General features: G+C 63.9%; 12 protein-coding genes. 9 read left to right on the top strand and 3 right to left on the bottom strand.

What is annotated here, in order from left to right:
* Positions 1 to 33: 33 nt before the first annotated feature.
* From EV286_RS13775 to EV286_RS13760, 4 genes are all read left to right on the top strand, one after another.
* Positions 34 to 1506: a PLP-dependent aminotransferase family protein gene (locus tag EV286_RS13775; RefSeq protein ID WP_132957712.1), complete on the top strand. Its 1473-nt coding sequence runs from the start codon at positions 34 to 36 to the stop codon at positions 1504 to 1506.
* 659 nt (positions 1507 to 2165) lie between these two features.
* Complete coding sequence (gene recF, locus EV286_RS13770) at positions 2166 to 3290, top strand: DNA replication/repair protein RecF (protein ID WP_132957711.1); 1125 nt, start codon at positions 2166 to 2168, stop codon at positions 3288 to 3290.
* Positions 3291 to 3335: 45 nt separating this feature from the next.
* A complete protein-coding gene (locus EV286_RS13765) occupies positions 3336 to 4100 on the top strand; it encodes a molybdopterin-synthase adenylyltransferase MoeB (protein ID WP_132957710.1) in 765 nt (254 codons plus the stop codon).
* 4 nt (positions 4101 to 4104) lie between these two features.
* Positions 4105 to 4632, top strand: coding sequence for a GNAT family N-acetyltransferase (locus EV286_RS13760; protein WP_132957709.1), 528 nt, complete (start codon positions 4105 to 4107; stop codon positions 4630 to 4632).
* Here the strand turns inward: EV286_RS13760 and EV286_RS13755 are convergent.
* Positions 4586 to 5587, bottom strand: a complete 1002-nt coding sequence (locus tag EV286_RS13755) for a D-glycerate dehydrogenase (protein WP_132957708.1) — start codon at positions 5585 to 5587, stop codon at positions 4586 to 4588. The two genes, EV286_RS13760 and EV286_RS13755, sit on opposite strands and share 47 nt — an antisense overlap.
* A gap of 187 nt (positions 5588 to 5774) precedes the next feature.
* On the opposite strand from EV286_RS13755, the gene EV286_RS13750 reads away from it, so the two are divergent.
* A complete protein-coding gene (locus tag EV286_RS13750; RefSeq protein WP_132957707.1) occupies positions 5775 to 6314 on the top strand; it encodes an SH3 domain-containing protein in 540 nt (179 codons plus the stop codon).
* On the opposite strand, the gene EV286_RS13745 is transcribed toward EV286_RS13750, so the two are convergent.
* A complete protein-coding gene (locus EV286_RS13745; RefSeq protein WP_132957706.1) occupies positions 6307 to 7299 on the bottom strand; it encodes an adenosine kinase in 993 nt (330 codons plus the stop codon). The two genes, EV286_RS13750 and EV286_RS13745, sit on opposite strands and share 8 nt — an antisense overlap.
* Before the next feature lie 421 nt (positions 7300 to 7720).
* Between EV286_RS13745 and EV286_RS13740 the strand changes: the two genes are divergently transcribed.
* Entirely contained in the window at positions 7721 to 8665 is a 945-nt protein-coding gene (locus tag EV286_RS13740) for an AEC family transporter (RefSeq protein ID WP_132957705.1), read from the top strand.
* A 142-nt stretch (positions 8666 to 8807) separates the two neighbouring features.
* Positions 8808 to 9971 (top strand): patatin-like phospholipase family protein, encoded by a 1164-nt coding sequence (locus EV286_RS13735; RefSeq protein ID WP_132957704.1) that lies wholly within the window; start codon positions 8808 to 8810, stop codon positions 9969 to 9971.
* Positions 9972 to 10306: 335 nt separating this feature from the next.
* Here EV286_RS13735 and EV286_RS13730 read toward each other — a convergent pair whose 3' ends face one another.
* Entirely contained in the window at positions 10307 to 10879 is a 573-nt protein-coding gene (locus EV286_RS13730; protein ID WP_132957703.1) for a cytochrome c family protein, read from the bottom strand.
* Positions 10880 to 11032: 153 nt separating this feature from the next.
* Here EV286_RS13730 and EV286_RS13725 point away from each other — a divergent pair, with 153 nt between their 5' ends.
* Positions 11033 to 11788, top strand: a complete 756-nt coding sequence (locus EV286_RS13725) for a 3-deoxy-manno-octulosonate cytidylyltransferase (protein WP_165932844.1) — start codon at positions 11033 to 11035, stop codon at positions 11786 to 11788.
* 12 nt (positions 11789 to 11800) lie between these two features.
* Positions 11801 to 12655: a prephenate dehydratase gene (locus tag EV286_RS13720; RefSeq protein ID WP_132957701.1), complete on the top strand. Its 855-nt coding sequence runs from the start codon at positions 11801 to 11803 to the stop codon at positions 12653 to 12655.
* Positions 12656 to 12688: the final 33 nt, after the last annotated feature.

Here is a 12688-nt window from a genome sequence, read left to right as displayed (position 1 = left end):
AGCCACAATCTGATACAGTTCTTCCAAACTGTTATGGTTGAGGTAGCAATACAGATGACAGAAGGCGGAGCAGCAGGCACCACCCGCGTGGCGATGGTCATGACCACGATCAGGCAACGGATCGCGGGCCGCAGTCTCACGCCCGGTGCGAAGCTGCCATCGGTCCGGGCGCTGGCGGCAACATTGAAGGTGTCGACCTCAACCGTCGTCGATGCCTATGAACGCCTTGTCGCCGAGGGTGCGATCCTATCCAGACCGGGGTCCGGCTTCTACGTCGCAAACCAGACCGCCCCGTTTTCGCTCTCCGAGGCCGGCCCGAGGCTCGATCGTGCGGTCGATCCGTTCTGGGTATCGCGGCAGTCACTCGAAGCGGGTGATGGCGGCCTCAAGCCGGGCTGCGGCTGGCTTCCTGCCTCCTGGCTTCCCGAGGAGGGCATCCGCCGGGCGCTTCGCTCCCTTTCCCGTCTGGGAATGCCCGCCCTGGCCGAATACGGCTCACCGCTGGGATTGCCGCCGCTTCGCCAACTCATCGCCCGGCGCGCCGCCGAGCGAGGCATCGAAGCCTCTCCGGACCAGGTCATGCTGACCGAGTCGGGCACGCAGGCCATCGACCTTCTGTGTCGGCTTTTTCTCGAGCCCGGCGACACGGTGCTGGTCGATGATCCCTGCTACTTCAATTTTCACGCCCTGCTTCGGGCCCATCGCGCCAGGATCGTCAGCGTCCCCTACACCCAATCGGGTCCGGACATCGAGGCCTTCGCGCAGACGGTCGCCGAACACCGGCCCCGCCTCTACATCACCAACTCGGCCATTCACAACCCGACCGGTGCGGTGCTTTCCCCCGTGACCGCTCACCGGGTCCTCAAACTTGCCGACCAGTTCGATCTGACGATCATCGAGGACGACATCTTCGCCGATTTCGAATACACGCACGCACCGCGCCTGGCTGCGTTCGACGGGCTGGACCGGGTCATCCATATCGGCAGCTTCTCGAAGACCTTGTCCGCCTCCGCGCGCTGCGGCTTTGTGGTTGCGAGACCGGAATGGATCGAGGGCCTGACCGATCTCAAGATCGCGACGTCATTTGGCGGGGGTCCGCTGATGGCAGAACTGGTCCTCAACGTCTTGAGCGACGGCAGCCATCGCAAGCATGTCGAGGGCCTGCGAAGCCGCCTATCCGAGACCATGGCCCACGTCTCCGCCCGGCTGAAGTCCATAGGTTTCACACCATGGCTCGAACCGCAGGCCGGCATGTTCCTCTGGTGCCGGCTGCCTGATGGCATCGACGCGGCTGACGTCGCGCATGCCGCACTGGAAAGGAACGTCGTGCTGGCACCCGGGAACGCCTTCAGCCTCTCGCAATCGGCAACAAGCTTCATGCGCTTCAACGTCTCCCAGACACTTGATCCCCGCATCTTCGACGTTCTGGCTCTGGCAATGAGGGCCGCCGGGAAGGTCGGGGAGAGCCGCGGCGAGGAAGCCAGCATAGAGCCACCGCTTCGGTGATCGGCCTGGATCCTCGGACCTGACCCGAGCATCCAGGCACAAGTGCGGGGACAATCCCGCGAGCCACCCCCAACAATCCCAATCGCTTAGGCGAATTCCCGCCTCCCTTCGTCCCCGTCCGGCAGACCCGTGCCTACACTTGCCGCGTCCCGTCATCGGATACACCGGAAGGTGTTCCGGCGAGGTGGGGCCGGTGCCGCAGGTCGGGGACGGACGCAAGAGCCGGCCTGTGGGGTCCGCGGAACATGGTCTTCCCCTGGCGACACGGGGCGCAGGCGAAAGGGCGTCGGACCGGCCCCTGCCTGCGGCTGCCCGTAACAGCGCGCCAGGCGCGCCTGTGTGGCGACAAAGGTTGGCGGGCTTCAAGGCTGCGTCGGATCGCATGTCCGACCGGATCTCGGGGTGCCGACGGCAAAACAGCCGGACGGCCTGCCGCTGCAGAAGGACCGAAGTCGCGGGCACAAACAGCCGAAGCGGGGCACGTCAGGGTGTCACTGTTTTATTCACTTGCCAGGCACTCGACGTGCCCCGGCCGAAACTCTTCAAGCCACGGGCCGAAGGGCCGCGTGAAGGCTCCCCGTGGGCAATGCATGGATGCCGCCCTTGCCATCGCCTGCCGCAGGGCTTAGCTCTCTGCCTCATTCGAATCCGGACACCCCATGCCGCACAAGGTCTCGCTCAGCCGCCTGAAGCTTACCGACTTCCGCAATTATGCGGCGGCGGCACTCGTGCTCGACGGACGGCATGTGGTGCTGACGGGGGAAAACGGCGCCGGCAAGACCAACCTCATGGAGGCAGTCTCCTTCCTCTCCCCCGGCCGCGGTCTGCGCCGGGCTGCCTATGCCGATGTCGCCCGCGTCGGCGGCTCCGGCGGCTTCTCCGTCTTTGCGGAGCTCGAGGGCATGGAGGGCGAGGTGGAGATCGGTACCGGCGTCGACACGACAGACGAAACGGCGGTGCGGCGGCTGCGCATCAATGGCACGGCGGCAAAGACCGTCGACGAACTCACCGACCACCTGCGCGTCCTGTGGCTGACGCCGGCCATGGATGGGCTTTTCACCGGCGGCTCCTCCGACCGCCGCCGTTTCCTCGATCGGCTCGTGCTTTCGCTCGATCCGGCGCATGGCCGCCGTGCCAGCGATTTCGAGCGCGCCATGCGCAGCCGAAACAAGCTGCTTTCCGAGAGCCGTTTCGATCCCTCCTGGCTGTCCGGCATCGAGGAGCAGATGGCGAGCCTCGGCGTCGCCATGGCGCTCGCCCGGCAGGAGATGCTCGGCCTGCTCTCGCGGCTGATCGAGGAACGGAGCGAGGCAACGCCCTTCCCCCGTGCGACGCTGGAGCTCACGGGCTTCTTCGATGGCGAATTCGGCCGTCCCGCTGTCGACCTGGAAGATGCCTACCGGCAAAGCCTGAGGGAATCCCGTTACCGCGACGCCGCCGCCGGCCGCACGCTCGATGGTCCGCACCGCGCCGATCTCCTTGTCGCTCACCGCGAGAAGGCGATGGAGGCAGCCCGCTGTTCGACCGGCGAGCAGAAGGCGCTGCTTGTCGGCCTAGTGCTCGCCCATGCGCGGCTCGTCGCCAATCTCACCGGCCATGCGCCCGTGCTCCTGCTCGACGAGATCGCCGCCCATCTCGACGAGGGACGGCGCGCAGCCCTCTTCGATCTGGTCGACAGCCTCGGCGGACAGGCCTTCATGACGGGTACCGACCGGTCGATGTTCTCCGCCCTCGGCGAGCGGGCGCAGTTCCTCACGGTCACCCACGGTAGCGTCGCACCCTAACGTTTCGTGTTCCCCAGCCCGCCGCGCGGTGCTAGCATATCCGCCATGGAACCCTTGAGCCCCGAAGAAATCGACCGCTACAAGCGCCACATTCTCCTGCCGGAGATCGGCGGCAGCGGGCAGCAGAAACTGAAGGCCGCCCGTATTCTCGTGATCGGCGCCGGCGGTCTTGGCGCACCCGTATTGCAATATCTGGCGGCGGCCGGCGTCGGTACGATCGGTATCGTCGACGACGACCGCGTCTCCCTCTCCAACCTGCAGCGGCAGGTGATTCACGATTCCGGCACGATCGGCGAATTGAAGACGCAGAGTGCAGCGGACGCCATCGCCCGACTCAACCCGCATGTGCGCGTCATCCGCTTCGAGGAACGCTTCACGGCCGAAACGGCCGAACGGCTTCTCTCCGGCTTCGACGTCGTCATCGACGGATCCGACAATTTCGACACGCGCTATGCCGTGGCCGATGCGACGGAAGTCGCGCGCCTGCCGCTCGTCTCCGGCGCGGTCGGCCGCTTCGACGGCTCGCTGACGGTGCTCAAGCCCTACGAGGCCGGCCCGGACGGGCAGCTCTACCCTTCCTATCGCGATCTCTTTCCAGCACCGCCGCCGCCCGGCCTCGTGCCCTCCTGCGCCGAAGCCGGCATCGTCGGCGCGCTGACCGGCGTCATCGGCACGCTGATGGCGATGGAGGCGATCAAGCTCGTCACCGGCGCCGGCGAGCCGCTCGTCGGTCGCCTGATGCTCTATGACAGTCTTTCGGCCCGCTTCGACACGATCCGCTATCGGCGGGCTCGCGAGGCCGCCGAATAGGCCGATGCATCTTGTCAGGCTCGATCAGACCTTCGACCGCTGGGACGAATTGCTCGACCTCATCCTGCGTTCCTTCGCCTATATGGACGGCCGGATCGATCCGCCGTCCTCGGCACTGCGGCTGACGCCGGCGACGCTGGTGGAAAAGGCAGGGCTTGAGATCGGCTTCGTCGCTCTCGACGGAGCCCACCTTGTCGGCTGCGTCTTCTGCCGTCCGGAAGGCGGATCGCTCTATATCGGCAAGCTCGCTGTCCTGCCCGAGACCCAGGGTAAAGGCATCGGGCGAAGGCTGTTGGCCGGGGCTGAAGAGACTGCACGCGACCTCGGCCTGTCGTCGCTGCGGCTCGAGACACGCATCGAGCTTGAGGAAAATCACGCGGTCTTCAGCGCCTGGGGCTTTGTGAAGACCGCGGAAAACGCCCATGCCGGCTTCGGCCGAACGACCTCGATCGAGATGCGTAAGCCGGTGCGGCCTGCCCCTCCCCTCAGCGCCACGGAAGAACCCGGTTCGGCGGCCGATGGCCGTCGATGAAGGCCCGGATGTTGATGATGACCTTGTCGCCCATGTCGATGCGGCCCTCGATCGTCGCCGAACTCATGTGAGGCAGGAGGACGACCTTGCCCTCGTTGGCAAGCTTGATGAGCTTCGGGTTGACGTGCGGCTCGTTCTCGAACACGTCGAGCCCGGCACCGGCGATCTTGCCCTCGCGGATGAACTTGATCAGCGCCGCCTCGTCGATGACGTCGCCGCGGGCGGTATTGACGAGATAGGCCGACGGCTGCATCAGCGCCAGTCGCCGCGCCGAAAGCAGATGAAAGGTCGCGGGCGTCGAGGGACAATTGACCGAGACGATGTCCACCCGGGCGAGCATCTGGTCGAGGCTGTCCCAAAAGGTCGCCTCCAGCTCGTCCTCTGTCGCCGGGTTGACACGCTTGCGGTTGTGGTAATGGATCGAAAGGCCGAAGGCCTTGGCGCGGCGGGCAACGGCCGTGCCGATCCGACCCATGCCGACGATGCCGATGCGCTTGCCGTGCAGGCGTCGCCCGAGCATCCAGGTCGGCGACCAGCCCGCCCATTCGCCGGGCTTGTCGGTCAGTATCCGCGCACCTTCGGCAAGGCGCCGCGGCACGGCGAGGATCAGCGCCATGTTCATGTCGGCCGTATCTTCGGTCAGCACGTTCGGCGTATTTGTGACGGTGATGCCTTTGCGTGCGGCGGCCTCCACGTCGATATGGTCCGTGCCGTTGGAGAAGCTCGCAATCAATTTCATCTGCGGGCCGGCCTCGTCGATGAGGGAGGCATCGATGCGGTCGGTCACCGTCGGCACCAGCACATCGGCGGCCTTCACGGCAGCCACGAGTTCGTCATGGGAGCGCGGCGTATCGTCGATATTGAGCTCGGCATCGAAGAGCTCCCGCATTCGCGTCTCGACCACATCGGGCAGTTTCCGGGTGATGTACACCTTCGGTTTTTTCTTCGTTGTCATGGCCGCTTTCGATGCCCTGTTCAGAGGTCCTTAACCAAGAAGCGAGATAGTTCTCCCGTTCCGGGCAATTTCTACCAGACCCGCACGCGAAGACAAACAAAACTCGTGGCGCCGCTGGCGGATCGTCAAGCCCTGAGCACGCAGGCCCTTGGGTGCCTGCCTGGAATTCGAGCGAACGGAAGCCGTCATGCGTAGCACAATCCTGAAGTCCTGCGTCGCGTTTGCCATGGGCCTCTTCATTGCGGCAGGCGGCGTCGAACTCGCCCATGCGCAGGCGGCAAAGGGGCCGAGCGGCCTGCCGCTGCCGCGTTTCGTCACGCTGAAGTCGAAGAGGGTGAACCTGCGCATCGGCCCCGGCACCGACTATGCGGTCTCCTGGCTCTATCTCAAGTCGGGCCTGCCCGTCGAAATCATCCAGGAATACGATAACTGGCGCCGCATTCGCGATGCCGACGGCACCGAAGGCTGGGTCAATCAGTCGCTGTTGTCCGGCCAGCGCGCGGCGATCGCAGCACCGTGGATGAAGGGCAAGGGCGAGTCGGTCTTCGTCAACATGCGACGCGAGCCGCAGCCTTCGAGCGCGGTGATCGCAAAGCTCGAGCCGGGCGTCCTGATACACATCGGCGAATGCAACGGCGACTGGTGCCTTGCATCCACCGAAGGCGGAGAGGGCTGGGTGGCGCAGTCCGAGATCTGGGGCGCCTATCCCGGGGAAGCCTTCAAATAAGACCGGCTGTCCGGCCGGCCTCGGCAAGCGACATCATCGGCCTCGGACCGATCTGCTGGATGACGATGCCAGCGGCAAGGCAGCCGAGCCTGCCGCAATCCTCGAGCGAGCGGCCCAGGGTGTAGCCGTGGAGGAAGCCGGCTGCAAAGAGATCGCCCGCCCCCGTGGTGTCGACCAGTTTCTCGATCTGGATCGCATCGACATAATGGCGCTCGCCGCCCTTCAGGATGACGGCGCCATGTTCGCTGCGGGTCACGGCGGCGATCTTGCAATCCTTGGCGATGCTGGTGAGAGCATGCTCGAAGTCGTCGGTCTCGTAAAGCGAGAGCACTTCCTGCGTATTGGCAAAGACGATGTCGACGGTTCCGGAGCGCATGAGATCCAGGAACTCGCCGCGATAGCGATCGACGCAGAAGCTGTCGGACAGCGTCATCGACACTTCGCGGCCGTTCTCATGGGCGATGCGGGCGCATTCGCGGATCGCTTCCTTGGCGCGCGGCGGATCCCAGAGATAGCCTTCGAAGTAGGTGACCTTCGCATCCGCCACGACGTCGGCTTCCACGTCTTCCGGGCCGAGCTCGACGCAGGCCCCGAGGTAGGTGTTCATCGAGCGCTCGCCGTCCTCGGTGACGAAGATCATGGAGCGGGCCGTCGGCGGAAAGGTGCCCTTCGGCTTCGTTTCGTAGTGAACGCCCTGGGCGCGGATATCGTGCGTGAAGATGCCGCCCAGCTGGTCCTCAGCGACCTTGCCGAAATAGGCCGACTTGCCGCCGAAGCTCGCGACGCCCGCTGCCGTGTTGCCGGCGCTGCCGCCGGAAGCCTCGAGCGCGGGGCCCATGCGTGCATAGAGCAGCTCGGCGCGTTCGGCGTCGATGAGGTTCATCGCTGCCTTGGTGATCTTGTTGTCAATGAGGAACTGATCATCGCAGCGCGAGATGATATCGACGATCGCATTGCCGACTGTCAGAACATCGAATCGAGTCATAAAAAGGAAGCCCCGGTTTTGTGATAGCCGGTGATTGGTATTAGCGGTTTTTGCGCGCTTTGGAAGGGAAAACCGAGCCAGGCGCAAAAAGCATGAAGCCAGGAGCGGCGTGGCTACGTCATTTGGCTGTTACTTTCCTTCTGTATTTCTTTACCATGCAACCGGCATGAGGAGCGGGGGAAAGTCCCGCCGCCGGTCGGGTGGGTATGATACCCTTCACCTCATTCGGATGCGACGCCGACCACGGATGAACTGGCGGCGTTGCAATCTGGACATATCCGGCGCGGCCGGATGCGGAAAAGCGGGCGTTGCCCGCTTTTTTTGTTGCAAGCCGTGCCAGTGTGTCGCATGCCTTGGGGCAAGCTATTTTCCCGCCGGTCGGGTTTCCGGCCAATTCCCCGCAAAAGCGCGCCCTCCCTGCATGTCCGAAATCCTGTTCGACGTCCTGCCGGTATTCATCCTGATCCTGATCGGGTGGCTGATCGTGCGCGTCGGCATTCTCGCCGCCCCTGTTGGAGACGCCCTCAGCGAATTCGTCTTCAAGATCGCCGTGCCGCTGCTCCTGTTCCGCACCATCGCCGAGGCCGATTTTCAGGGAGCATCGCCGTTTCGACTATGGATCGCCTATTTCTCGGGCGTTGCGATCACCTGGACGGCCGGCCATCTCGCCGCGACGCGGCTTTTCGGCCGCGAGGAGCGGATCGGCGTCCTCGCAGGCGTTTCCTCGGCCTTTGCCAACAACGTCTTCATCGGCCTTCCGCTCGTGGGGCGCACTGTCGGCGGCGACGGCATGGTGGCGCTCTCAATTCTTCTTGCCGTGCATCTGCCGGTCATGATGGTGGCGGGCACGGTGCTGATGGAGCACGCCGAACGCAAGCGGGCGGGCGAGCACCAGCGCGGCATCGGCCTGGTACTGAAGCAGGTCGGCTCCAATCTCGTGCGCAATCCCCTGGTGCTCGGACTTGCCGCCGGAATGGCCTTGCATCTGACGGGCCTGAAGATGCCGCTGCCGATCGACAACGTCGTCGAGCAGATCGCAGACATCGCAGGTCCGGCGGCTCTCATTTCTCTCGGAATGGCGCTGCGGAAATACGGCATCTCCGGCAATGTCGGCATTGCGAGCATGACGTCCGTCCTGAAGCTGCTTTTGCTGCCAGCCAGCGTGTGGACGGCCAGCCACCTCCTCGATCTCAGCGACGAATGGACGGCGGCGCTGGTCCTGACCTCATCTGTCCCGACGGGCGTCAACGCCTGGCTGATTGCCAACCGCTTCGGCGTCGGCCATGGCCTTGCGGCATCGACGATCACCATCACGACCGCTCTCGGCGCCATCTCCGTCTCGCTCTGGGCTTATTTCCTCGGATAGATAGCGCCTGCGCGGGATTGCCGGGCGGCTGTGGCGCAAATAGTCTATGCGCGCCCGGACAGCGCGGCTATGTTCCGGGCGGGAGATAGTTTGTCTGTTGGCTTCGCCGCCTTCCTGAAGCGGCGCAACACAGGATGGCCCAATGAACATCGCAGCGTCCTTTCCCGAAAATCCGGCTTCCGCCTATGCGCAGAAGGTATTCGTGCTCCAGGGCGGCGGCGCCCTCGGTTCCTATCAGGCAGGCGCCTTCGAGGCGCTCACGGAAAGCGGCATAGAGCCCGACTGGATCGCCGGGATTTCCATCGGCGCGATCAATGCCGCCATCATGGCGGGCAACCCGCCCGGCCATCGGGTGGAGAAGCTCAAATCCTTCTGGAACCGCGTGAGCGTCGAATTCCCGGTGGACTGGCTGATGCGCCGCGACGCCGAACCCAGCCGGCACTACCGCGCCGTCAGCTCCTGGTGGGCCGCGCTCCTCGGCGTTCCCGGCTTCTTCACTCCCCGCCAAGCCCTGCCCTGGTTTCAGAGACGCGGCTCGGCCGGCGCGACAAGCCTCTACGACACCATGCCGCTGCGGGAAACGCTGCTCGAGCATATCGACTTCGACCTCATCAACAGCAGGGCGGTCCGCCTCAGCCTCGGTGCAGTCAATGTGCGCACCGGAAACTTCGCCTTCTTCGACAACCGCGATACGAAAATCACGCCCGAGCACGTCATGGCGAGCGGCGCGCTGCCGCCCGGGTTTCCGGCGGTCGAGATCGACGGCCAGCACTACTGGGATGGAGGCCTCGTCTCCAATACGCCGCTCAGCTACGTGCTTGCCAAGGGTTCCGAGGTGAACACCGTCGTCTTCCAGGTCGACCTCTTCAGCTCCACCGGGTCCATGCCTGAAGATATCGAGGAGGTGGAGGAGCGGCGCAAGGACATCACCTATTCCAGCCGCACCCGGCTCAACACCGACATCTTCCTGGAACGTCACAAGCTGCGCCGCACTATCGCGGATCTCTATGCCCGGCTGCCGCCGGAAGCGCTGAAGGATCCGGCGATCCGCAGGATGAAGCGAAACTGCTCCGACTACGGCGTCACGATCATCCACCTGATCTACCGCAGCAAGCAGTTCCAGGCCCATTCCAAGGATTATGAATTCTCCGCTCTTTCCATGCACGAGCACTGGAACGCCGGGCTTCGCGACGCGCGCCAGTCGGTCAGCGCCGAGGACTGGCGGGTACCTCCGACGATCCAGGAAGGGCTTGCAGTCTACGACATGGACCGCTGCATGACCGGGAGCAAGATCGCGGCCGAATGACGGCCTGCATCACGGAACAGAGATGGCGGCAAAGAAAAAGCCCGGCTGAAACCGGGTTCAGCCTGCTGACAAACCTCTTGTGGTTCGACACACCTTGATTTTCCGTCATTCCGGCCTTCAGCCGGAAGCCAGCCAGCCGCGCGTCGGCGCGGCGAAAGAGTCTTTCGCGATCAAGGATTTGATCGCGCTGGATACCGACTCAAGGCCGGTATGACGGTGGTGGGTATTTGGGTGATCTCTAAGCCATCAATCGAGTTGAGGGCTTTGTCGGCAGTCTGAGCCCGGCTGAAACCGGGCTTCCGAAATCGTGCCTCTTGCCGTGCTTCTGGCAGCCCTTACTGGGTGGCGGTGGCCGCGTTCGGATCCGGCAGCGGCACCGGCGAATCGGCAAGGGTGTGCAGGTAGAGGATGACGTTGGCGCGATCGGCGTCCTTCGGCAGGCCCGCAAAGCCCATCGCGGTGCCCGGAACGTCCTTCTTCGGAGCCAGCAGGAACTTGTTGAGGTTCTCGAAAGTCCACTTCTCGGAAGAACCCTTGGAGAAGTCCTTCATGGCGGAGGAATAGCCAAAGCCCTCATGCGAGGCGATCGGGCGATCTACGACACCAAAGAGGTTCGGACCAACCTTGTTGGGACCTCCCTTGGTGCCGTCATGACAGGCCTGACACTTCTTGAATACGGTCTCACCGGCCTTCGCGTCAGCAGAAGCAAGCAGCTTGGCAATCGGCACCGCTGCTGGTGCAGCCTCGCCGCCGCCACCGCCGGCAGGGGCCTCCTCGGCGACGATCGCGAAGCCTTCCTTCTCCGGTGCCTCCGAATGAAAGATACCTTCCGACGCGATCGAAACCGACATGAGCACAAACAGAGTGCCCAGCAGCGCCCCCAACGCCATATTCATGTATGAATTCATCTGCAATGCTCCCCTTGCAGCCGGCAGATCTGAAACCGGGCCATCTTGAAATCGCGCGGAACCTATGTCTTTTGGCTGTTTGTTGCAACTGTCTAAATGCTCCAAGGCATGAGACTTTTTGACACTTTTCCGCCGGAGACAGAAGACCGAACAATGATTTATCCAAACTCAGATCAGGTGCTGGTACTCGTTCCGGCACGCATGGCCTCCACCCGCCTGCCGGGTAAGCCGCTCGCCGATATTTGCGGCCTTCCGATGATCGTCCAGGTTGCGAAGCGTGCCGCGGAAGCCGCGATCGGACGCATCGCCGTCGCCGTCGATGACGCCCAGGTTTTCGACGCGGTCACGGCTGCCGGCTTCGAGGCGATCATGACGAGCAAGGATCATCAGTCCGGCTCGGATCGCATCCACGAGGCGCTGCGGCTCCTCGACCCCCAGGGCAAGGCTGAGATCATCGTCAACGTCCAGGGCGACCTGCCGACGATCGACCCGCAGACGATTCGCGCCGCGTTGCGGCCCCTGGAGAACCCGGCCGTCGACATTGCAACCCTGACGGTCGAGATCACCGACGAGGAGGAGAAGACCAATCCGAACGTCGTCAAGGTGGTTGGCTCGCCCCTTTCCGAAAGCCGGCTAAGGGCGCTCTATTTCACCCGCGCCACCGCCCCGCACGGCAAAGGCCCGCTCTATCACCATATCGGGCTCTATGCCTACCGCCGGACCGCGCTGGAGAGCTTCGTGAGCCTGCCGCCTTCGCCGCTCGAGAGGCGCGAATCGCTTGAGCAACTGAGGGCGCTCGAGGCAGGCATGCGCATCGATGTCGAGATCGTTGACACGGTACCACTCGGTGTCGATACTCCCGCCGACCTCGAAAAGGCACGCCGCATCCTTGCCGGCGGCACTCTCTGACGGACGTTTCCAATGATTGCCAGAACCAACAAGATTGCCTTCCAGGGGGATTTCGGCGCCAATTCAGACATGGCCTGCCGCGACATGTTCCCGACGATGGAACCGCTACCCTGCCAGACCTTCGAGGATGCATTCATCGCCGTCGACAACGGCGAGGCCGACATCGCGATGATCCCGATCGAGAACACGATTGCCGGGCGCGTCGCCGACATCCATCATTTGCTGCCGGAATCGCGCCTGCACATCATCGGCGAGTATTTCATGCCGATCCGCTTCCAGCTGATGGTGCTGCCGGGCGTCACGAAGGACGAGATCCGCACCGTCCACAGCCACATCCATGCGCTTGGCCAATGCCGCAATATCGTGCGCGCCCATGGCTGGAAACCGGTGATCGCCGGCGACACGGCGGGGGCGGCAAAGCTCGTGAAGGAAACCGGCGACCGCACGATGGCGGCACTCGCCCCGCGCCTGGCCGCCGACCTCTACGGCCTTGATATCGTCGCCGAGAATGTCGAAGACATCGAAAGCAACATGACCCGCTTCGTGGTGCTCTCGCGGGACGAGGAATGGGCGCAGCGGACCAGCGAAGACGAAAAGATCGTCACCACCTTCGTCTTCAACGTCAGGAACATCCCGGCCGCGCTCTACAAGGCGCTCGGTGGCTTTGCCACCAACGGCATCAACATGACGAAGCTCGAAAGCTACCAGCTGGGCGGCAAGTTCATCGCCACCCAGTTCTATGCCGATATCGAGGGCCATCCGAACGACGCGCCGGTGCGCCGGGCGCTGGAGGAGCTTCGGTTCTTCTCCGAGAAGGTCCGCCTTCTCGGCGTCTACAAGGGCCACCCGATGCGCGGACAGCTCTAGGCGCATCCGAAAGCCGGATGCACCGCACGGTGC

Origin of the sequence: Rhizobium sp. BK251 (assembly GCF_004345245.1) — a bacterium.
Taxonomy (GTDB): Bacteria; Pseudomonadota; Alphaproteobacteria; order Rhizobiales; family Rhizobiaceae; genus Rhizobium.
This window is presented reverse-complemented; position numbering and strand designations above follow the sequence as displayed.

Bases quoted from the DNA above. Each gene is read 5' to 3' on its own strand.
- EV286_RS13775 (WP_132957712.1), top strand. From the start codon at position 34: ATGGTTGAGGTAGCAATACAGATGACAGAAGGCGGAGCAGCAGGCACC.
- EV286_RS13720 (WP_132957701.1), top strand. From the start codon at position 11,801: ATGATTGCCAGAACCAACAAGATTGCCTTCCAGGGGGATTTCGGCGCC.
- EV286_RS13735 (WP_132957704.1), top strand. From the start codon at position 8,808: ATGAACATCGCAGCGTCCTTTCCCGAAAATCCGGCTTCCGCCTATGCG.
- EV286_RS13750 (WP_132957707.1), top strand. From the start codon at position 5,775: ATGCGTAGCACAATCCTGAAGTCCTGCGTCGCGTTTGCCATGGGCCTC.
- EV286_RS13760 (WP_132957709.1), top strand. From the start codon at position 4,105: ATGCATCTTGTCAGGCTCGATCAGACCTTCGACCGCTGGGACGAATTG.
- EV286_RS13765 (WP_132957710.1), top strand. From the start codon at position 3,336: ATGGAACCCTTGAGCCCCGAAGAAATCGACCGCTACAAGCGCCACATT.
- EV286_RS13745 (WP_132957706.1), bottom strand. From the start codon at position 7,299: ATGACTCGATTCGATGTTCTGACAGTCGGCAATGCGATCGTCGATATC.
- EV286_RS13755 (WP_132957708.1), bottom strand. From the start codon at position 5,587: ATGACAACGAAGAAAAAACCGAAGGTGTACATCACCCGGAAACTGCCC.
- EV286_RS13740 (WP_132957705.1), top strand. From the start codon at position 7,721: ATGTCCGAAATCCTGTTCGACGTCCTGCCGGTATTCATCCTGATCCTG.
- EV286_RS13730 (WP_132957703.1), bottom strand. From the start codon at position 10,879: ATGAATTCATACATGAATATGGCGTTGGGGGCGCTGCTGGGCACTCTG.
- EV286_RS13725 (WP_165932844.1), top strand. From the start codon at position 11,033: ATGATTTATCCAAACTCAGATCAGGTGCTGGTACTCGTTCCGGCACGC.
- recF (WP_132957711.1), top strand. From the start codon at position 2,166: ATGCCGCACAAGGTCTCGCTCAGCCGCCTGAAGCTTACCGACTTCCGC.